This is a genomic window from Streptomyces flaveus (assembly GCF_014647675.1).
Taxonomy (GTDB): Bacteria; Actinomycetota; Actinomycetes; order Streptomycetales; family Streptomycetaceae; genus Streptomyces; species Streptomyces flaveus.
In genome coordinates, this window is sequence record NZ_BMPQ01000061.1 from 1 (window position 1) to 19,991 (window position 19,991).

Sequence of the window (19,991 nt, forward strand, 5' to 3'; positions counted from 1 at the left end):
GGGGGGAGGCGGGGCTGGCGGCTTGGTTCCGGCGGTGGGCTCGGCTGGAGAAGTTGGCGGTCAGCCTGTGTACGTATGAGTGCAGGCTGGTGCCGGGGCTGTTGCAGTCGGAGGGGTATGCGCGGGCGGTGTTCGAGGGCACGATTCCGGTGGTCTCGGACGAGCGGCTGGAGGCTCTGCTCGCGGTGAGGACGGAACGGCAGAGGATGCTGTACGAGCGGCCGATCGTCCCCTTCAGCTTCATCGTCGAGGAGCATGTCTTTCGGCGTCGGTACGGGGACACGGAGCAGATGCGGGACATGTTGGACCACGTGCTGGAGCACAGTGCTCCGCGCAACGTGACGCTTCAAATCGTCCCACTGGAAGGCGGGTTGCATTCGTGTCTGGATGGACCTGTGCGGCTCCTGGAGACGGCGGAGGGGCGGCGGTTCGCGTACTCCGAGGGGCAGCAGAACGGGCGGCTGATTGCCGACGTGAAAGAGGTGATCCTCCTCCAGCAGCGCTATGACACACTGCGCTCGCAGGCCCTGAACCCCCAAGACTCGCGGGGCCTGTTGGAGCGACTGCGAGGAGAGCTATGAGCACGTCGGAACTTGCCTGGTTCAAGTCCAGTTACAGCGGGAGCCAGGGTGACGACTGCGTGGAGGTCGCTGTCACCGAACAGGCCATCCACGTACGGGACTCCAAGGACGTGACGCGTCCTCACTTCGCCGTCGGGCGTGAGGGATGGTCGCAGTTCGTGGGGTTCGTGGGCTCCGCGCCGAGGGCCTGAGGCTGAATCTGCGCATCCCGGCGGTGACGCTGGTGGCGTACGCCGCCGGGATGGCCGTCAGATGGTCAGTCCACCTGACGCGAGTCGATCGCCGGGGAGTTGTGACGTGCTCACCCCGACGAGGGAAATCGCACCCGACCGCGCGTTGCTGGCCGTGGGTGCGCAGAGCCTCCTCGCGCTTGGCCAACCCCTCACCGTCAGCCAGGCGTGGGCGCGCTTCAATTCGGCCGGGTTCAGAGCTCCGGTACCGGACCCGGCCCCGGCTCAGAAGCAGCCGTTGACGGTGGCGGCGAGGCCGTCGAGGACTTCCTTGGTGTCGGCAGGGTCGGCAGAGGCGCCGTTCTCGACGAAGGAGAAGACCTTCCAGCGCCCGTCCTGGCCGACGGTGAGACCGCTCAGGGCCAGGGCGCCGGTCAGAGTGCCGGTCTTGGCCTGGACCTCGCCCGTGGCGCAGATGCTGGGTTCGGTGTCGAAACGGCCGAGGCCGGGCCCCAGAGTGCCGGTCTCGCCCGCGACCGGGAGCCCGTCCAGGATCGGCCCGAGGACGGTCTTGTGGCGTGGGTCGGTCAGCAGATCCACCAGGTCCGCGAGAGTGGTGGCGGGTATCCGGGCGGAACGGGACAGCCCGCTGCCGTCGAACAACTCCACGCCGTCGAGCGGAACGTCGTACTCCTCGCTGAGTACCGTGCGCACGGCTGTCGCCCCGCCCTCGAACGTGGCGGGCTGCCCGGCGGCGATCGCGGTCATCCGCAGCAGCGTCTCCGCGATGTTGTTGTCGCTGTTGAGGATCATCCTTTTGACGATCTCGGACAGTGGCGGAGAACTGTGGCTCGCGACCGGCACGTCGCCGGCGGCAGTGGTGCCTCGGACGACCGTGCCGTCCGTGGTGATTCCCTGGTCGGCGAGCAGCCCGGCGAAGACCTCCCCAGCATCGAGGGAGGTGTCCATGACGGGGTTGCCGTCGACAACCAGGGGCCGGACGGGGGAGACCACGTCCGGGAAGTAGCCGTCGGTCCAGCCGGTGGCGAGTGCGGGCTCGGGGAAGAGGCTGTCGTCGACGCGCACCTTGACCGAGGTCAGGCCGGCGGCGGACAGGCCGTCGGCGGCCGTCTTCGCGAGGGCGGAGAGATCGTCGGTGGTCAGGACCCGGTCGCCGCCGCCGATCAGGGTGAGCGTGCCGTCGCCGTAGACGACGCGGGTGGTGAAGCGGTGGTCCGGGCCCAGCGCGGTCAGGGCGGCGGTCGCGGTGGCGAGTTTGGTGTTGGACGCGGGCATCAGCGCGGTGGACGCGTTGTTGCCGAAGATCTCACGGTCGGACTCGGCGTCCATCACGAAGCCGCTGAGATTGGCGCCGAGGCCGGCCTCTTTGATCCGGGACTCCAGATCGTCGGCGATCTTCTGGTCGGTCGGACTCAGAGGGGTGCCGTCGGCCGCGAAGGCCGAGTGGCCCGCCAGGATGGATCCGATGATGGGTCCGGTCGCGGTGAGACCGAGCATGCGCCGGGCCGTCGGGCTCATGGGTTTTCGCTTGCGATGACGCCCGCCGGCAGACGCGCCGCCGTGGGTGCTGTGCCGGGGGATGGATGCCGACACTGAGGAGCGGAGCGGCGGAAGGCTCGTACCGCTCCTGCCAACCGTGATTTCTGACATGGCAGTTCCGTTGGCTCGATGGGGAGAGAGGGGCGCGTAGCCTGCCCGCCCGTACAGACCTCCCCGAGAATCGGACGGCGGCTTCGCGGAGACCTGAGTGTCTGCTGGGGGTCGGGGCCGCGGTAAGAGTCAAATATCCCGACCGGTGAGTAAGTTTTGAGGGTCACACGATTCAAGGTGTTCCAGGCGCACGGTGCTGGGATGGCGACGGCTCAGGTCCTTGTGTGACCTGCGCGTCGTGCGGTTCCTCAGTTGTCCTCGTCAGCGATCTTGTGGGGCAGGTCAGATCACGCGGAAGAGGTCCGCGGCCGCGTGGACGTCGGTGAGGTCCTCGATGGAGCGGAGGTTGTCGCACAGGGCGTCCAGGACCGAGCCGGCTTCGGCGGCGGGCGGGGTGCCTATGGCTACGCCGAAGACGCGGAAGCCCAGTAGGTGTTTGGCGTCGTTCCAGCCGCGTGTCCATTCCTCGGTGACGTCGCATTCGTCGTCGGTGAGCATCACGATGTCGCCGCGCTTGCGGGCGGCGTCGTTGAACTCCTCCTCCAGTAGCTCGCGGGCTGCTGTCAGCGGCCTCTGGTAGCTGGTGCCGCCGCCGAGGAAGGTCTCCGCGAAGTCGAGGGTCCGGTCGATGTCGGCGGGCCGGTCGGCCGGGAAGCGGAAGACCTGGAGTTTGTCGGCGGCGGAGAACAGGATGCCGACGAAGTCACGCTTCGCATGGCGGGCCTGGTCCAGCAGCGCCAGGGCGCACGCCTTGGCCCACGCCTCCCGGGTGACTCCGCCGGGCCCTTCCACGTACATGGAGTGTGAGGTGTCCACGCACGCGATGATGGCGCCTCGGCCGGTGGTCTGCTCTCCCTGGCTGTCGTAGAGCATCAGCTCCCCGGCGGCGTAGCGCGCGGCGAACACCGCGCGCAGCTCGGGCACGCCGAGGCCCGCCAGTTCGGAGGGGATGACGCGGGAGAGATCGTTGCCGAGGGTGACGCCGACCAGCTCCCCGGCGGCGTTCTCCACCTTGCGAGCACGCTCACCGACCGCCATCTGCCGGAAACGGCCGATCAGTTCGGCCCACTGTGCGAGACGGCTGGTGCGCAGCCGCTCGGCGAGCCGGGCCCGCTGGTCGAACGGCATCCGTTCCAGCTCGCCGGGGCCGACGCCCCATGCCCGCATCAGCGCGGCCTCCTCGCGTACGGCCTCGGTGGCCTTTGCCGCCGCGTTCCGCGCGGCGGCACGGATGCCGGGGACCGCCGCCGTGAGGGCCTGCGCGGCGGCCTGGGCGGACTGCTGCGCAGCGGCCTTGGAGGCCTCCGCGGCTTCGATCGCCCGTTGTACGGCGTCGGCGGCCGACGCCGGCACGGTGCCCTCCTCGTCGGCGGCCTGCTGGAGCGCCTCGCCCACGGCGGTCGCCGCGCCTTCGGCGTCCCGCTGGGCCTGCTTCGCCTGCTCGGCCTGTTCCTGGGCATCCCGGGAGTGCTCCAGCAACCGGCGCAGCGCGGCGGCCTGGGCGAGTACGGCCATGGCGGCGGCGTAGGGGTCGCCGGCCGTCTCGCGGTGCAGCTCGGCGAACTCCCGTGACTCCACCAGTGACGTGATGACCTGGTGGTTGACCAGCCAGGAGGGGGCCATCTCCGCGCGCTCGCGCAACCGCGGGCTGACCTTGTAGGCGGCCAGGAACGCGTCGATGAGGAGGTCGGCGGTGTGGTCGTAGTGCTCGTTCAGCTCCTCGGCCAGCTCGCGCAGTCCGGCCGACTGGTCGTACGTGTCGCGCCATGTGATCCGTTCGAACCGGTCCGCGACCACGGCCGCGGTGTGCCGCTCGGGAGCGGCGGCGGACAGGCTCAGCCACGTCCCGGCCCGGCTCGTCAGCTCGCCCAGTTTGCTCGGTTTCTCACCCGTCTCGCCCGTCTCGCCCATGTCCCTGAGCTCCCCGCTGTTCAGAGTTGGGCCTGCACCATGCTCGCGTCCATGCCGAGGGCCTCGGTGAGAACGCGGGCGCGGACGGCGCGCTGGCGGCCGGTGACCCGGTCGATGGCGGCGGTGGATCGGCCGGCGCCCGCCGCCTCCTCGCGCAGCTTCTCAAGGCGCTTCCCCGCCATGGCGAGTTGGTTGTGGGCCTTCTTGATGACCCAGTCGCTCAGCGCCTCGCGGGACTGCCCGGCCATGGCGTCGAGCTGGGCCTCCAGCTCATCGATGGTGTCGGCCAGGTCGAGCGCCTCCTTGGCGTCGGGGTTGACCAGTTGCAGCACCTCGCGCTCGACGGCCGGGCGCTCGGCGAGGGAGTCCCACAGCACGTGGGTCAGCACTGACAGGTCGGTCTCGGCGACCGCCGGGCGGCCGTCGAGGTACGCGGACGCCTGGAGCAGGCCCACCGCCTGCCGCCAGCGGCGGTCGGAGGCGACGAGTTCCTTGCGGCGCAGGGCGGCCCGCAGCGTACACACCGCGTCCACGATCACCTCGGGGACGTCCACGGCCGGGACGGCCTCGGTCACGGCGTGCTGCAACGCGGCCAGCTCGATGGTCGTCCGTGTCGGTGCAGCCGGGCGGCTGACGGCGGAGCGCACCAGCGCGGCGAAGTTCGAGGGGTCGGCCAGGTATCCGACCTCGATCCGCACCAACAGCCGGTCGTAGATCGCGGCCGTATCCTCTCCGACGGGCAGTTCGTTGCTCGCCGTGATGGCTCCGATCAAGGGGCAGCGGATCGGCTCGCCGCCGTTCTCGGGGTGGTAGATCCGCTCGTTGAGGTAGCCCAACGTCTCGTTCAGCGCCGCCGTGGAGCACTTGAAGATCTCGTCGATGAACGCGACATGCGCGGTCGTGGCGCGGCCTTCGTACACCTGGCGGTACTCACCCCGGGCCAGCGCGGCGACGTCGATGGGACCGAACATCCTCGTCGGCGCGGTGAACTTCGACAGCAGGATCTCCCAGTACGACGCCCCCTCGACCCTGCCCGTGAGCTCCCGGGCCATCTCGGACTTCGCCGTTCCGGGCGGGCCGAGCACCAACGAGTGCTGCCCGGCCAGCAGCGTCACCACCAGCGTCCGCACCACGTCGGCGCGCTCGTAGAAACGGTCCGACAGCTCGTCGCTGATCGCCCGCAGCCTCTTGGCCGTGTCCTGCGCGTCCGGTAAACCCATGTTCAACTCCTTGCCCGCGCCGCCCTGTTGGGCTGACGCGACGGCCCTCTGCCCGAGCAAGATACTTGGAGACCGGGAAGACTCTCCGAGCCCTCGATCGGTTCCCACAACTCGTTCTCACTCTTCGGAGCTTCGGCGATCGCGGTACCGCCCGCTTCAAGCCCGCCTCAAGCTCGTAGCACGTCCAGGGCCGTGAGTGCCGCGTGCAGTTCGGTGCGGCGTTCGCCGGATTCGAGGTCGCAGTCCAGGAGGCGCTCGATGGTGCGCAGGCGTTGGTAGACGGTTTCCCGGGACAGGGAGCCGCGGCGTGCGGTGGTTGTCTTGTTGCCCGCGGCGTCCAGGTAGTGGCGCAGGGTCGTCAGCAGGTCGGTGCCGTGTCGGGTGTCGTGGTCGATGAGGCGGCCCAGCTGTCGTTCGGCGTACTCCTGGATGCGGGGGTCCTCGCGGAGCGCGTACAACAGGCGGCGCAGGCCGATGTCGGACAGTTCGTGGAAGGAACGGTCCGGGGGGAGGGGGCGGCCGGGCGGGGTCGCCTCGGCCACGCGGGCCGCCTCGCGGAAGGAGCGGGCGGTGTCGGAGAGGTCCGTGACCTCGGAGCCGACGCTGACGACCGTGTGCGGGTCCAGGTCGAGTGCGGTGCGGCTCAGCCGTTCGACCGTGGGCCGCCAGGGCTGGGCGGGGCGCAGGGCCAGCAGGATGCCGAGGCGGCCGGGGGCCAGTTCGCCGACGAGTGCCGGGGGCCCTGCCGTGCGGAGTTCCGCGGACAAGAGGGTTTCCGGCTCCGCGGTGTCGTCTTCCGGGAGGAGGTCGCGAAGCTCGCCGGGGTCGTGGGTGTCGCGCATGCCGCGCATGTCCACGAGTACGGCGAGGAAGTGGTGCTCCTCGGTCGGCAGGCCCAGGGCGGCGGCGCGGGCGCGGGCGTCTGCCGGGGAGCGGTGGCGCTGCTCGGCCAGGTCCCGCAGGGCGCTTCGGTGGGCGGTCCGTTCCCAGGGGGTGGAGTGGATGAGGCGGGCGATGGTCAGGGCCATCGCCGTCCGCTCCAGCACGGTGACGTCCTCCGGCGCGAGTGCCCTGGCAGCCGCCGAGGCCCCGTGAGCCGATGACGATGGGCCGGACGGTGCGGGGAGCATCGCCACCCTGCCCCAGCGTTCGCCCTGGTATTCCACGGGTGTCACCAGCCAGCTCTCGGGTCCGCGGACGTCCGTGTGCTCGGCGGGCGGGGTGGCCCGGGAACGCTGTTCCCAGCCGGTGAGCGCCTCCTCCACCGTGCTGCCGGAGGGCTCGCAGATCAGCGCCTGGTGCACCAGGTTCTCCAGTACGACCGTGTGGCCGCTCATCTCCGCCGCGGCGCGTACGACGTCCTCGGGGCCGGCGCCGCGCAGCGTCAGGGCGGTGAACGCCTCGTGGATCCGCTGGGTCCTGCGCATCGCGTCCGCCTGGCTGCCGAGGAGGAGCGCGTGGACGACCTGGGTGACCTCCAGGAAGTTGACGTCCTTGGTCAGGGCGACCAGTGGCAGGCCGCGGGTGCGGCAGGCGTGGACGAGGGCGTCGGGCGGGCGGTGGTAGCGGCGTACGAGTTCGATGACCAGGGCCGCTGTCCCGATGTCGGCGAGTTCGTCCACGTAGCGGCGTACGCCTGTGGGGTCCTCGGGGAGAGGCATGCCGGTGGTGAGGACGAGTTCGCCGCCCTTGAGGAAGGAGGCGGGGTCGGTCAGTTCGGTGATGTGGACCCAGCGGACCGGCCGGTCGAGGCGGTCCTCGCCGGTGAGGACCTGCGGCTGCCCCGAGGCCAGGACGGGAAGGGCCAGCACGTCGGCGACGGTGAGCGTGCCGACTGCGGCGGGTCTACGCTCGGACGCAGTGGCATCCTGCTCAGCCGCGTCCGGCGAGCGGGTCGTTCGGTGGTTCTCGCTCACAGTGCCTCCCTGCACGCCCGGACACTGTGACAAGCGTCGCTGACCTGCGCAAGAGCAGTCCGACGTGGGCTGCTGCGGCGCTGGACGGCCATTCGTCGCCCAGCGCGGTTGACACAACGTCCGAACACCGCCTCCCCGCCGGACAGATCGCGCGTTGTTGCCGTGCGTGGCCGCGGAAATGCTCGGGATGCAGGAGTAAGCAGACCACGCAGATCACGACGTAAGGCCGGGAGACGAACATGACCGCACTGTCGCCGCACCTTCGCCAGGCCACGCCCGTGACGGCCGTCCGGGGCGAGGGCGTCCACCTCTACGGTGAGGACGGCCGCCGCTACCTCGACTTCACCGCCGGGATCGGCGTCACCAGCACCGGGCACTGTCACCCCAGGGTGGTGGCGGCGGCGCAGGAGCAGGTGGGCACGCTGATCCACGGCCAGTACACGACGGTCATGCACCAGCCTCTGCAGCGACTTGTCGACAAGCTCGGTGAGGTACTGCCGTCCGGCCTGGACAGCCTGTTCTTCACCAACTCCGGCAGCGAGGCCGTCGAAGCGGCACTGCGGCTGGCCCGGCAGGCCACCGGCCGCCCCAACGTCCTTGTCTGTCACGGCGGTTTCCACGGCCGGACCGTGGCCGCCGCCGCCATGACCACCTCCGGCACCCGCTTCCGCTCCGGCTTCTCCCCGCTGATGAGCGGCGTGGTCGTCACCCCGTTCCCGTCGACCTACCGCTACGGCTGGGACGAGGAGACCGCCACCCGCTTCGCCCTCCAGGAGCTCGACTACACCCTCCAGACGATCTCCTCGCCCGCCGACACGGCCGCGATCATCGTCGAGCCGGTGCTCGGCGAGGGCGGCTACGTGCCCGCGAACCGCGCCTTCATGGAGGGCCTGCGGGAGCGCGCGGACCGGCACGGCTTCCTGCTCATCCTCGACGAGGTGCAGACCGGCGTGGGCCGCACCGGCCGGTTCTGGGGTCATGACCACTTCGGTGTCACCCCGGACATCCTGATCACCGCGAAGGGGCTGGCCAGCGGCTTCCCGATCTCCGGCATCGCCGCCTCCGAGGAGCTGATGACCAAGGCGTGGCCGGGCTCGCAGGGCGGTACGTACGGCGCCAACGCCGTCGCCTGCGCCGCGGCCTGCGCCACCCTCGATGTCGTACGCGACGAGAAGCTCGTCGAGAACGCCGACGCGATGGGCCAGCGGCTGCGCACCGGCTTGGAGGCAGTGGCCGAGCGGACGCCCGCCATCGGGGACGTACGCGGCCTGGGGCTGATGCTGGCCAGCGAGTTCGTCACCGAGGACGGCAGCCCCGACCCCGAGACGGCCGCCCGCGTGCAGCGCGCCGCCATCGACGAGGGCCTGCTCCTGCTGCTGTGCGGGGCCTGGAACCAGGTCGTACGGATGATCCCGGCGCTCGTCATCGACGAGACGGCGGTGGACGAGGGCCTCCAGGCGTGGTCGGCCGCGGTCGAGGCCGGTACCGCAGGAGCGTCGCAGCGATGACGGACTCCCTCGCGCGCCTGGTCGACGAGCTCGCCCGGACCGCTCCCGGACTGCGGATCGAGACCGGTGCGGGAGGGACCGGCGCGTACGCCTACGACGCCTCGAACTACCGGGTCCCGCCGCAGGCAGTGGCCTTCCCCCGCAGCGCCGACGACGTGTGCGCGGTGCTGCGGGCCTGCCGTGACACGGGCGTCCCGGTCACCGCGCGCGGCGGGGGCACCAGCATGGCGGGCAACGCCGTCGGACCCGGCGTGGTCCTGGACTTCTCCCGCTACATGAACCGGGTCCTGGACATCGATGCGGAGGCGCGCACGGCGCGCGTCGAAGCCGGGGTGGTCCTCGACGCGCTCCAGAGCGCGACCGGCCCGTACGGGCTGGCCTTCGGCCCGGACCCGTCCTCGCACAGCCGCTGCACCCTCGGCGGCATGATCGGCAACGACGCCTGCGGCAACCGGTCGGTGCGCCATGGGCGGACCAGCGGCCACATCGAGGCCCTGGAGATCGTCACCGCCGACGGCGTACGCGCCATCGCCGACCACACCGGGCTGCACCCGGTCGACTCCGATGCCGCAGGACACGTCTCCCGCCTGGAACAGGACATCCGGAACCTGATCGCCGACAACCTGGCTCCGATCCGCACCGAGCTGGGCCGCATCCCGCGCCAGGTATCCGGCTACCACCTGCACCGTCTGCTGCCGGAGAACGGCTTCGACCTGGCCCGCGCGCTGGTCGGCACCGAGGGCACCTGCGCGGTCGTCACCGCCGCGACCGTACGGCTCGTGGCGACGGCTCCCGCCACGGCGCTGCTGACCCTCGGCTACGACGACGTCGTCGACGCGGCCGAGGACGTACCGGAGATCCTGCGCTGGACTCCGACCGCCGTGGAGGGCATGGACGAGGCGATCGTCGCCACCATGCGCGCCCGCCGGGGCCCGGACTCCGTCACCGGACTGCCCGAGGGGCGCGCCTGGCTCTACGTTGAACTCGACGGCGACGACGAGGAGTTGGTCGCCTCCCGCGCGGCCGAACTCCTGGCCGTACTCAAGGCCCGGGGCCGGTTGACCGGCGGCCGGGTCGTGGAAAGCGTGGCGGAGCGGCGCTCGCTGTGGCGGGTGCGCGAGGACGGCGCAGGGCTCGCCGCCCGTCTCGTCGACGGCGGGGAGTCCTGGCCCGGCTGGGAGGACGCGGCGGTCGCCCCCGAGCAACTGGCCGCCTATCTACGGGACTTCCGCAAACTGCTGGCCACGCACGAACTGACCGGCGTGCTGTACGGGCACTTCGGCGCGGGCTGCGTCCACGTACGCATCGACTTCGACCTCGCCACGGACACCGGGCGGGCCGCCACCCGACGGTTCCTCACCGAGGCGGCGTCCCTGGTCGTCGGGCACGGCGGAACGCTGTCCGGCGAGCACGGTGACGGGCGGGCGCGCGGTGAACTGCTGGAGGTCATGTACAGCCGCCAGATGATCCGGGCGTTCGCCGCCTTCAAGGAGATCTTCGACCCGGACGGGCTGCTCAACCCCGGCATCATCGTCGAACCGGCCGCCCTGGACGCCGACTTGGCGCTGCACACGCCCACTGTCGTGCTGCCCGTCGAGACCCTTTTCTCCTTCCCGCACGACGAGGACGGCTTCGAGGGCGCCGTGCGCCGCTGTGTCGGCGTCGGCCGCTGCCGCAGCGACGCGGGCGGCGTGATGTGCCCCAGCTACCGGGCCACCGGCGAGGAGAACCACTCCACGCGGGGGAGGGCCCGGCTGCTCCAGGAGATGGTGCGGGGCGGCACCGTCCAGGACGGCTGGCGCTCGACCGAGGTCAAAGATGCCCTCGACCTGTGCCTGTCCTGCAAGGCGTGTTCCAGCGACTGTCCGGTCGGCGTCGACATGGCCACGTACAAGGCGGAGTTCCTGCACCAGCACTACAAGGGACGGCTCCGCCCCCGCTCCCACTACTCGCTGGGCTGGCTGCCCCTGAGCGCCGCGCTCGCCGGATACGCGGCCCGGCCGGTGAATGCCCTGCTGCGTGGACCGGTGGGCACGTTGCTCGCCCGCCTCGGAGGCGTGACCACGAAGCGCCGGATCCCGGCCTTCGCCTCCCGGCGTGCCAGGCGCAAGGTCCTGCGCGCGGCGAAGACGGGCGAACCGTCGAAGGCGCTGCTCTTCGTCGACAGCTTCACCCGCGCCTTCCGCCCCCATGTGGCGGGTGCGACCGCGCGCGTACTCGCCGACGCCGGAATCCCCAACACGGCGCAGGACGGGCTGTGTTGCGGACTGACCTGGGTCAGCACCGGCCAACTGTCCGTGGCCCGCCGCGTCATGGCCCGTACGGTCGCCCGCCTGGACGACGGCGATGGCGACGGCTTGCCGATCGTCGTGGCGGAACCCAGCTGCGCCGCCGCCCTCAAGCGGGACGTGCCCGAACTGCTCGGCACCGACGCCGCCCGGCGCGTCGCGGCCCGCGTCCACACCCTCACCGGCGCCCTGACCGACCTCGCCGCACCGGACTGGAGCCCGCCGCCGCTCCCCGAATCGGTGCTGCTCCAGACGCACTGCCACGAGTACGCCACCTTCGGCAGCCGCCGACCGGCCGACCTGCTGCGCAAACTCGGCGTGCGCAAGGTGGACGAGGCCGAGGGCTGCTGCGGACTCGCGGGCAACTTCGGCTTCGAGGAACAGCATTACGACACCTCGATGGCCGTAGCCGATCTGGCCCTGCGCCCGCGCCTCGACGAACTCGCCGATCGCACCGAACTCACCGATCTCCCCGAGCCCGCCGGTCGCGCCGAACCCACTGATCGTGCCGAACTCCCGGACGGCGAAGGCTCGTTGCCCGTCGTGGCCGACGGCTTCAGCTGTGCCACGCAGGTGGACCACCTCGCCGGTGACCGGGGCATCCGCGCCGTACACCTCGCCGAACTCCTCGACCCCGCCGCCCACTCGCACCCGCACTCGCACCAGCCAGGAGAGCCCTCATGACCGACGTACTCAAGCAACTGTTCATCGGCGGCGCCTGGGTGGACGCCGCGGACGGCGCCACCATGCCCGTCGACGACCCAGCCACCGGCGAGATCATCGCCCACGTCGCCGACGCCGGACCCAAGGACGCCCGGCTTGCGGAGGACGCCGCCGTCGAGGCACAGGAGGAGTGGGCCCGTACGGCACCCCGGGCGCGCAGCGAGATCCTGCGCCGCGCGCACGAGATCATCCTCGCCCGCACCGACGAGCTCGCCCTGCTGATGACCACCGAGATGGGCAAGCCGCTCGCCGAGGCCCGCGGCGAGGTGGCGTACGCGGCCGAGTTCTTCCGCTGGTTCTCCGAGGAGGCGGTACGGATCGAGGGCGGCTACGGCACCCTGCCCGACGGCCGCAACCGCATGCTGCTCACCCGCCGCCCGGTCGGGCCCTCCCTGCTGATCACCCCGTGGAACTTCCCGCTGGCCATGGGCACCCGCAAGATCGGCCCCGCGATCGCGGCGGGCTGCACGATGATCCTCAAGCCGGCCCCGCAGACCCCGCTCTCCAGCCTCGCCCTCGCCGGGATCCTCAAGGAGGCGGGACTGCCGGACGGCGTGCTGAACGTCGTCACCACCTCCCGCGCGGGCGAGGTGTGCGAACCGCTTCTGCGCGGCGGCCGGATCCGCAAGCTGTCCTTCACCGGCTCCACGGCCGTCGGGCGGCTGCTGCTCGCGCAGTGCGCCGACACTGTCGTGCGTACGTCGATGGAGCTAGGCGGCAACGCGCCGTTCGTCGTCTTCGACGACGCCGACCTGGACAAGGCCGTGGACGGCGCGATGGTCGCAAAGATGCGCAACATGGGGGAGGCGTGCACAGCGGCGAACCGCTTCTTCGTGCACCGGTCGGTGGCCGAGGAGTTCGGGCGCCGACTGGCCGCCCGGATGGGGGCGTTGGTCGTCGGTCCCGGCACCCGGGACGGCGTGGACGTGGGCCCGCTGATCGACGACGCGGGCCGTGCCAAGGTCGAGGAACTGGTGGCCGACGCGGTGGAGCGCGGCGCCCGCGTGCTCGTCGGCGGTACCGCTCCCGAGGGCCCCGGCCGCTTCTACCCGCCGACCGTGCTGGCCGACGTGGTCCCCGGCAGCCGCCTGATGGACACGGAGATCTTCGGCCCGGTGGCCGCGATCCTCACCTTCGACGACGAGGACGAGGTCGTACGCCGCGCCAACGACACCCCCTGGGGCCTCGTCGGCTACCTCTTCACCGAGGGCCTCGACCGCGCCCTGCGCGTCAGCGAACGCCTGGAGGTGGGCATGGTCGGCCTCAACACCGGCCTCGTCTCCAACCCGGCCGCACCCTTCGGCGGCATCAAGCAGTCGGGGCTCGGCCGGGAGGGCGGCCGGGTCGGGATCGAGGAGTTCCTGGAGTACCAGTACCTGGCGATGCCGGTGGGCTGAGCGCGCCTCCCTTGGAAGGACCGGCTCGCGTTCAGTGCAGTTCGGCCCGCGCCGGGCTGTCGTCGACGGAGCTGTCGTCTACGGGGCTTTCCTCGACGGGTCTCTCGTCGAGGAAGCCGCCCGACTGGTGCTGCCACAGCTTCGCGTAGGCGCCGTCCGACGCGAGCAGTTCCTGGTGCGTGCCCTGCTCGACGATCCGTCCGCGGTCGAGGACGACGAGCTGGTCCATGCCGGCGACCGTGCTCAGGCGGTGCGCCACCACGAGCGCCGTCCGCCCCTCCATGAGTCGCCACAGCGCCTCCTGGACGAGGATCTCGCTCTCGGAGTCCAGGGCGCTGGTCGCCTCGTCGAGCAGCAGGATCGGCGCGTCGCGCAGGATCGCCCTGGCGAGAGCGACGCGCTGGCGCTGTCCGCCGGACAGCTTGATGCCGCGCTCGCCCACCATGGTGTCGAAGCCGTCCGGCAGCGCGTCGGCGAACTCCGTGACGTGCGCCGCCTCGGCCGCGCGGCGGATATCGGCGTCGGTGGCGCCCGGCCGGGCGAACGCGATGTTGTCCCGCAGCGTGCGGTGGAACATCGCCGGGTCCTGCGGCACATACGCGATCAGGCCCCGCAGGTCGGCCTGGCGCAGCCTGCTGATGTCCTGGCCCCCGATCAGGATCCGGCCCGCGTCGATGTCCATCAACCGCAGCAGCAGCCGGCTGAGCGTGGTCTTGCCCCCGCCGGACCGGCCGACGAGACCGATCTTCGTCCCGCTGGGCACCACCAGGTCGAGGCCCTCGAAGAGCGGCTCCGAGCCCGCGTGGGCGAAGGTCACCTGCTCGAAGCGGACGTCGGCGGCTCCGGGCAGCAGCGGCTCCGGCGACGCCGGGTCGAGCACGGTCGGCGGCGTCAGCAGCAGTTCGGTGAACTGCGCGGCCTCCGTCATCGAGCTCTCCAGGCGACGGTAGATCTGGTTGAACTCGAACATGATCCGCGTCGCGTTGCTGTAGTACGTGAAGGCGACCACGACCGCCTCCACGCCGTGCCCGCCCCCGCCGAGCATGACCGCGAGCAGCAGGCCCAGCGCGTTGGTCAGCACCGACATAGGCGCGACCAGGGTGTCGATGCGCAGGTTGCCGTAGTCCCACGACTTCAGCATGAGCCGCCGCGACGCCGCGACGTGGGAGCGGTGCTCGGCGGCCTCGCGTTCCTCGGCGGCGAAGGCCCGGACCGTGTCCATGTTCATCAGGCTGTCGGCGACATGGCCCGACACCCGGGCGATCGCCTCCTCGCGCTGGTCGACGAGGGCCTGACGGCGGCGGACGAGGGGCACCACACACAGCGCCGTCAGTGCGATCATCGCCAACAGCCCGACCACGAGCAGCGGTTCGTAGCGCCACAGCACCACCGACCCGAACACCAGCGGCACGAACCTGCCCACGACCTGGAACGTCATAGTGTCGACGAACTCCTCGAAACGGGAGGCGAAGCTCAGCACCCGCTTGGTCAGCGACCCGGCGAAGTTGTCGTGGAAGAACGTGGCGTCCTTGGCGAACAGCTCGTCCATGCCGATCACGTACAGGTGCTCGACGCCGAGGGCGTCCACGCGGTTCAGGCAGTGCATGCCGATGCGCCACAGCGTCTCCGCGAGCAGCAGAATGCCGGCGAAGCCGAGGACGTACGGCAGTGTCGAGCCGATGGTGATGTCGGCGTCGTCGGCGATACGGCCGACGAGCTTGGCGACGACCAGAGGCGCGATGTAGAAGATGCCGATGTTGCCCAGCGCCGGCAGCAGCATCCCGGGCACCGTCCACCGCCGGAGCCGGGCCAACTCCCGTCCGTAGTAACGAAGTGCGAGGAGCACCGGGCCCCTGCCCGGCAGCGCCCTGTGCGATACAGACTGCGATTCCATGCTCACCCTGTGTTGTCGAAGGGTTCGCAGTGTCCCGCGACGGAGCCCGCCGAGTCCAAGCGTTTTTCTCAACACCCTGAGATGCCAGAGGTGTTGGACCAAGTCGGTGGGTGGGTTGCCGTGGGTGGGCCGCCGTCACCCCAGGCGTCGGGCAGTGATCTCCGCCGCGGTGTCGGCGACCAGCCGGCCCAGCTCGGGCAGGCGGTCCGGGGCGTACCGGGAGTCGGGCATCGAAACGACCACGGAGGCCAGTGGGCTGCCGTCCTCGTCCAGGACGGGCGCGGCGATGGCGCAGACGCCGGGCAGGTACTGGTTGCGGTTCACGGCGTAGCCGTCGGTACGGACACGACGTAGCTCGGCGCGCAGTTGCGCGGGTTCCGTGGGCGTGGAGTCGCTGTAGCTCTCCAGCCCGCGCGTGACGATCTCGTCCACGTCGGCCTTCGGCAGGTGCGCCAGCACGGCGTGCCCCGTGGCGGTGGCGTGCAGCGGCGAGGTGTCGCCGATGGTGTGGAAGGTCCGTACGGCCTGGTCGGAGTCCACGCGGTCGACGACGACCATGGAGTGCAACGCGTCCGGTACACACAGATGGACGGTCTCGTTGACCGCGTCGCGGAGGCGGAGCATGGGCTCGCGGGCGGCGGCGAACAGGCTGGACCCCTGCAGGGCGGCCGGCCGTACGGCCAGGACGCGGGCGCCGATTTCCCAGCGGGTGGTGTCCCTGCGGTTGGCTCGCAGCCAGCCGGCCTCGTTGAGCGTGACCAGGGTGCGCTGCACGGTCGACTTGGGCAGTCCGAAGAGTTTGGTCAGTTCTCCCACGGTCACCGGCTGGTGCTGGGCGACCGCTTCCAGGATGCGCAGCGACCTGGTGACGCTCTTCATTTCCAATTCCGGTGCCTCCCGTCAGTTGTGTAGCTGCGTCGTGCTCACTTCCTGACTCCATCTCCGGAGTCGTGGACATGTCGTGCCAGATTCTAGCATGGTGTTCCACATACTGGCATACACGCTGGTGGGAGTAGGCGTGAGACAGGGACTGGGCGGATGGGCGGTGGATGTACGACGGCCCCCTCCTCCCCTGGCCGTACGTCCCACCGGATCGCACCCGGTCTGCGGGTGGAGCAAGGGCCGGCTCCCACGCTTGCACGTGCGAGCCGGCCCTTGCCCGGGTGCGGGGCTCTCGGGCCACCGCCTTCCGCTCAGGCGCCCGCCAGGCGTCCGGTGATCTCCGTGGCCGTGTCGGCGACGAGGCGGCCCCACTCGGGCGCCCGGTCCGCTTCGTACCGGGAGTCGGGCATCGAGATGGCCACGGCGGCCAGCGGTGTTCCGGCCTCGCCGAGTACGGGCGCGGCGAGAGCGCAGACGTCCGGGCGGAACTGGTTGGCGTTGATCGCGTACCCGTCGGTGCGGATGCGGTCCAGCTCGGCGCGCAGCGCGTCGGGGTCGGCGGGGGTCGTGTCACTGAACCGTTCCAGTCCCCGCGCGACGAGTTCCTCGACGTCCCGCTTCGGAAGGTGGGCGAGGATGGCACGCCCGACGGCGGTGGCGTGCAGCGGAGAAGTGTCGCCGATGGTGTGGAAGGTCCGTACGGCGTGGTCGCAGTCGACGCGGTCCACCACGACCATGCACTGCAGGGCGTCGGGCACCGACAGGTGAATGGTCTCGTTGACCGCGTCGCGGAGACGGATCATGGGCTCGCGGGCGGCGGCGAACAGGCTGGACCCCTGCAGGGCGGCCGGCCGTACGGCCAGGACGCGGGCGCCGATCTCCCAGCGGGTGGTGTCCCTGCGGTTGGCTCGCAGCCAGCCGGCCTCCGCCAGCGTGACCAGGGTGCGCTGCACCGTGGACTTCGGGATTCCGAAGAGTTTCGTCAACTCCCCAACTGTGACCGGCTGATGCTGGGCGACCGCCTCCAGGATGCGCAGCGACCTGGTGACGCTCTTCATTTCCATCCGATTTCCCCCTGTTAACCCTCGGAATTTCTGCTGGACACCCTCTTGACTCCCCTCCGAGCCGCTGTCATTCTCGTGCCAGATTCTAGCACGGCGTTCCACAATGTGGCACGGCTCCTCAGGGAGGAATCCCGGAGACATGAGCCGGAACCCCGAGACACGACGGTTGCGAGCTGTGGGCCTGACGAAGGGCCCGGCCCCGCCTGAACGACCTCGAATCGATCAGCCTCACGTCGGGGGCCCAGCATGTGCCCCGGCGATACGAAAGGAAAGTCCTGTGTCAGCTGCCAGGAAGCGCGTCGCCGTCGTCGGCGTCGGAACGATGGGCAGCCAGGCCGCCTGGCGCCTGGCCGCCCGCGGCGCCGAGGTCGTCGGATACGACCGGTTCGCCCCCGGCCACGACCGCAGCGCCGCCGGCGGCGAGACCCGCATCTTCCGCAGCGCGCACTTCGAGGACTCCCGCTACGTCCCGCTGCTCAAGCACGCCGACACCCTATGGGGGCAGCTCCAGGAGGAGACCGGCCGTGAGCTGCGCCGTCTGACCGGGTGCCTCCTGATGGGGCCGACCGATCACCATCAGATGGCCACAGTCCTGCAGTCCATCGCGGAACACGACCTCGACCACGACGTGCTCGATGCCGAGTCTCTGACGAAACGTTTTTCCCAGTACCGCATCGAGGACGGCGACGCGGCCGTGCTCGACCGCCGCGCCGGCTTCATCCGCCCCGAGCTGACCATCCAGACCGCCGCCCGCCGCGCCGAGCAGCTGGGCGCCGTCATCCACCGCTACACCACGGTCCGGGAGATCGTCCCCGTCGCGAACGGCGTGGAGATCCGCACCGACGCCGGCAGCGAGCGCTTCGACACCGCCGTCGTCACCCCCGGTCCCTGGGTCAACGACCTGCTGCCCGACCTGCCGTGGGAGGTGGACGTCCGCCGACTGGTCAGCGCCTGGTACGTGCCCACCACCCCCGAGGCCTGGTTCGGCGAGGAGCGCCCGGCGTTCATCCGTACGGCACCCACCCACTGCTACGGCCTGCCTTCCCCGGACGGCATCTCGGTCAAGCTCGGCCTCTCCCGCGCCCTGCACCGCCCCGCGGGCGACCCGAACGAGCTGGACCGGACGGTGCAGCCGGAGGAGCTGGAGATCTTCAGCGAGCTGATCGGCCGCTACCTGCCGGACCTGCACCCGGACCCGACCCGGCTCTCCGTCTACATGGAGGGCTACACCGAGAGCAGCCGTCCGCTGGTCGGCCCGTTGCCCGGCGCCGAGAACGTGATCCTGCTCGCCGGATTCTCCGGCCACGGCTTCAAGCTCTCGCCCGCCTTCGGCGACATCGCCACCGACCTCGCGCTGGACGGCGCCTCTCCGCAGCCCATCGACTTCATCTCCACCGTCGGCCGTACGGAGGCATGACCATGAGCGACACCACCCTCTCCATCGGCTCCCTGGAGGCCGGGCCCGGTACCAAGGTGCGCGGCAGTGTCCGGGCGGACCTGGGCACCCTCACCGCGGACATTCCGCTGACCCTGGTCAACGGCACTCGCCCGGGCCCCCGGGTCGTCATCACCGCCGGGGTGCACGGCGGCGAGTTCACCCCCATCGACGCCGTCGTGCGCCTGGCGGACAGGCTGGAACCCGGTGAGGTGTCCGGGCAGGTGATCATCTGTCCGGTCGCCAACCCCAACGCCGTGTATCAGGGGCGGCTCAACGTCTCCCCGGTGGACGGCGTGAACATCAACCGTGTCTTCCCCGGCGACCCGGACGGTGGCCCGACCGAGCGGCTGGCCGCCTGGCTCTTCGCGAACCTGGTGGACGGCGCCGATGTCTACGTCGACCTGCACTGCGGGGGCATCGACCAGGTCCTGCGGGACTTCGTCGGCTACCGCCTCACCGGTGACCCGGACCTCGACAAGGCGACGGCCGAACTGGCCGGCTCCTTCGGTATCGAGGACCTCATGATCGGGCTGAACGCCGACGGCGGCAACAGCCACGCCGCCGCCGCCCGCCGGGGCATCTCGGCCGTACTCGTTGAGGTGGGCGAACTCGGGCAGCGTGACGGGGCCACGGCCCGCCGCCGCGTCGACGGTCTGTTCCGGGCACTGCGCCACCTGGGCGTACTGGACCCGGACGACTCCGCCCCGGCGCCGATCCGCGAATGGGTCTGGTCCGCGGGCGTCACGGCCGAGGCCACCGGCCTGTGGTACCCGGAGTTCTCCTTCGACGCCGACGTCATCGGCGAAGTGGCGGAGGGCGACGTTCTGGGCCGCATCATCGACCCGACCGACGGCACGGAGCACACGGTCCACGCCCCGGCCGGCGGACGCATCATCTACGGCATGCACGGCCTGACCGTCGCCCCCGGCACCGAACTGGCCGCCCTGGCCATCCCGTGGGACCCCGACACGGCCCCGAGCCCCGACACCCTCTCGGTCCCCGGCATGGGCCGCGGATCCGACGAGGCGGACCCCCGCCCCTAGACCCCCATCCCCAGCCGTCCCCTCTTCCCCCGTAGCACCACCCTCAGGAGGCACACCATGAGAGACGCCCGTATAGATCGCAGGCTCTTCCTGCGCGGCGTCGGCGGAGCCACGGCGGGTCTCGCCGCCGCGACCGCCCTCAGCGCCTGCGGCACAGGCACCAGCCGCAGCACGTCCACCGGCAGCGGTGGGAAGGGCAGCAAGACGGTGGTCGTCCGCGACAGCGGCGGTTCCTTCGGCGCGGCCCTGCAGAAGGCGATCTACACGCCGTTCACGCAGGAGACC

14 protein-coding genes and 1 pseudogene are annotated in these 19,991 nt (G+C 70.9%); 8 read left to right on the plus strand and 7 right to left on the minus strand.

Annotation, left to right across the window (positions count from 1 at the left end; all coding sequences use genetic code 11):
* Nucleotides 1-581: DUF5753 domain-containing protein (locus tag IEZ21_RS45915; RefSeq protein ID WP_189327753.1), on the plus strand; the 581-nt coding region annotated here is incomplete at its 5' end.
* Nucleotides 578-772 (plus strand): DUF397 domain-containing protein, encoded by a 195-nt coding sequence (locus IEZ21_RS45920; RefSeq protein WP_189327754.1) that lies wholly within the window; start codon nt 578-580, stop codon nt 770-772. The genes IEZ21_RS45915 and IEZ21_RS45920, both read left to right, overlap by 4 nt.
* Before the next feature lie 264 nt (nt 773-1,036).
* Here the strand turns inward: IEZ21_RS45920 and dacB are convergent, their stop codons facing one another.
* The 4 genes from dacB to IEZ21_RS45940 all read right to left on the minus strand — a co-directional run bounded on the left by dacB (nt 1,037) and on the right by IEZ21_RS45940 (nt 7,469).
* Nucleotides 1,037-2,290, minus strand: coding sequence for a D-alanyl-D-alanine carboxypeptidase/D-alanyl-D-alanine endopeptidase (dacB, locus tag IEZ21_RS45925; protein ID WP_189327755.1), 1,254 nt, complete (start codon nt 2,288-2,290; stop codon nt 1,037-1,039).
* 414 nt (nt 2,291-2,704) lie between these two features.
* On the minus strand, nt 2,705-4,333 hold the full coding sequence (locus IEZ21_RS45930) for a VWA domain-containing protein (RefSeq protein ID WP_189327756.1): 1,629 nt from the start codon (nt 4,331-4,333) through the stop codon (nt 2,705-2,707).
* Nucleotides 4,334-4,353: 20 nt separating this feature from the next.
* Nucleotides 4,354-5,553 (minus strand): AAA family ATPase, encoded by a 1,200-nt coding sequence (locus tag IEZ21_RS45935; protein WP_189327757.1) that lies wholly within the window; start codon nt 5,551-5,553, stop codon nt 4,354-4,356.
* A 167-nt stretch (nt 5,554-5,720) separates the two neighbouring features.
* Complete coding sequence (locus IEZ21_RS45940) at nt 5,721-7,469, minus strand: PucR family transcriptional regulator (RefSeq protein ID WP_189327758.1); 1,749 nt, start codon at nt 7,467-7,469, stop codon at nt 5,721-5,723.
* A 239-nt stretch (nt 7,470-7,708) separates the two neighbouring features.
* Between IEZ21_RS45940 and IEZ21_RS45945 the strand changes: the two genes are divergently transcribed.
* From IEZ21_RS45945 to IEZ21_RS45955, 3 genes are read left to right on the plus strand one after another with little or no spacing between them, the layout of a single operon-like run.
* Nucleotides 7,709-8,977 carry an aspartate aminotransferase family protein gene (locus IEZ21_RS45945; RefSeq protein WP_189327759.1) on the plus strand — a complete coding sequence of 423 codons (1,269 nt, stop codon included), beginning with the start codon at nt 7,709-7,711 and terminating at the stop codon, nt 8,975-8,977.
* Nucleotides 8,974-11,949 carry an FAD-binding and (Fe-S)-binding domain-containing protein gene (locus IEZ21_RS45950; protein ID WP_189327760.1) on the plus strand — a complete coding sequence of 992 codons (2,976 nt, stop codon included), beginning with the start codon at nt 8,974-8,976 and terminating at the stop codon, nt 11,947-11,949. The genes IEZ21_RS45945 and IEZ21_RS45950 overlap by 4 nt, the downstream gene beginning before the upstream one ends.
* A complete protein-coding gene (locus IEZ21_RS45955) occupies nt 11,946-13,385 on the plus strand; it encodes an NAD-dependent succinate-semialdehyde dehydrogenase (protein ID WP_189327761.1) in 1,440 nt (479 codons plus the stop codon). The genes IEZ21_RS45950 and IEZ21_RS45955 overlap by 4 nt, the downstream gene beginning before the upstream one ends.
* A gap of 31 nt (nt 13,386-13,416) precedes the next feature.
* Here IEZ21_RS45955 and IEZ21_RS45960 read toward each other — a convergent pair whose 3' ends face one another.
* The 3 genes from IEZ21_RS45960 to IEZ21_RS45970 form a co-directional block, all read right to left on the minus strand.
* Nucleotides 13,417-15,279, minus strand: coding sequence for an ABC transporter ATP-binding protein (locus IEZ21_RS45960; protein WP_189327762.1), 1,863 nt, complete (start codon nt 15,277-15,279; stop codon nt 13,417-13,419).
* A gap of 135 nt (nt 15,280-15,414) precedes the next feature.
* Nucleotides 15,415-16,158, minus strand: a complete 744-nt coding sequence (locus IEZ21_RS45965; RefSeq protein WP_189327763.1) for an IclR family transcriptional regulator — start codon at nt 16,156-16,158, stop codon at nt 15,415-15,417.
* 314 nt (nt 16,159-16,472) lie between these two features.
* The gene (locus IEZ21_RS45970) at nt 16,473-17,219 is read right to left on the minus strand and encodes an IclR family transcriptional regulator (protein WP_189327766.1); all 747 of its coding nucleotides are present in this window, start codon (nt 17,217-17,219) and stop codon (nt 16,473-16,475) included.
* A gap of 283 nt (nt 17,220-17,502) precedes the next feature.
* Between IEZ21_RS45970 and solA the strand changes: the two genes are divergently transcribed.
* From solA to IEZ21_RS45985, 3 genes and pseudogenes are all read left to right on the plus strand, one after another.
* Complete coding sequence (gene solA / locus IEZ21_RS45975) at nt 17,503-18,642, plus strand: N-methyl-L-tryptophan oxidase (protein ID WP_189327764.1); 1,140 nt, start codon at nt 17,503-17,505, stop codon at nt 18,640-18,642.
* A 2-nt stretch (nt 18,643-18,644) separates the two neighbouring features.
* Nucleotides 18,645-19,706 (plus strand): succinylglutamate desuccinylase/aspartoacylase family protein, encoded by a 1,062-nt coding sequence (locus IEZ21_RS45980; protein WP_246568936.1) that lies wholly within the window; start codon nt 18,645-18,647, stop codon nt 19,704-19,706.
* A gap of 57 nt (nt 19,707-19,763) precedes the next feature.
* Nucleotides 19,764-19,991: pseudogene (locus IEZ21_RS45985) on the plus strand (ABC transporter substrate-binding protein); the annotation flags it as partial.

Coding starts and splice junctions, on each gene's coding strand:
- IEZ21_RS45930 (WP_189327756.1), bottom strand. CDS start 4,333: ATGGGCGAGACGGGCGAGACGGGTGAGAAACCGAGCAAACTGGGCGAG.
- dacB (WP_189327755.1), bottom strand. CDS start 2,290: ATGAGCCCGACGGCCCGGCGCATGCTCGGTCTCACCGCGACCGGACCC.
- IEZ21_RS45945 (WP_189327759.1), top strand. CDS start 7,709: ATGACCGCACTGTCGCCGCACCTTCGCCAGGCCACGCCCGTGACGGCC.
- IEZ21_RS45960 (WP_189327762.1), bottom strand. CDS start 15,279: ATGGAATCGCAGTCTGTATCGCACAGGGCGCTGCCGGGCAGGGGCCCG.
- IEZ21_RS45970 (WP_189327766.1), bottom strand. CDS start 17,219: ATGAAGAGCGTCACCAGGTCGCTGCGCATCCTGGAGGCGGTCGCCCAG.
- IEZ21_RS45920 (WP_189327754.1), top strand. CDS start 578: ATGAGCACGTCGGAACTTGCCTGGTTCAAGTCCAGTTACAGCGGGAGC.
- IEZ21_RS45980 (WP_246568936.1), top strand. CDS start 18,645: ATGAGCGACACCACCCTCTCCATCGGCTCCCTGGAGGCCGGGCCCGGT.
- IEZ21_RS45935 (WP_189327757.1), bottom strand. CDS start 5,553: ATGGGTTTACCGGACGCGCAGGACACGGCCAAGAGGCTGCGGGCGATC.
- IEZ21_RS45950 (WP_189327760.1), top strand. CDS start 8,974: ATGACGGACTCCCTCGCGCGCCTGGTCGACGAGCTCGCCCGGACCGCT.
- IEZ21_RS45955 (WP_189327761.1), top strand. CDS start 11,946: ATGACCGACGTACTCAAGCAACTGTTCATCGGCGGCGCCTGGGTGGAC.
- IEZ21_RS45965 (WP_189327763.1), bottom strand. CDS start 16,158: ATGAAGAGCGTCACCAGGTCGCTGCGCATCCTGGAAGCGGTCGCCCAG.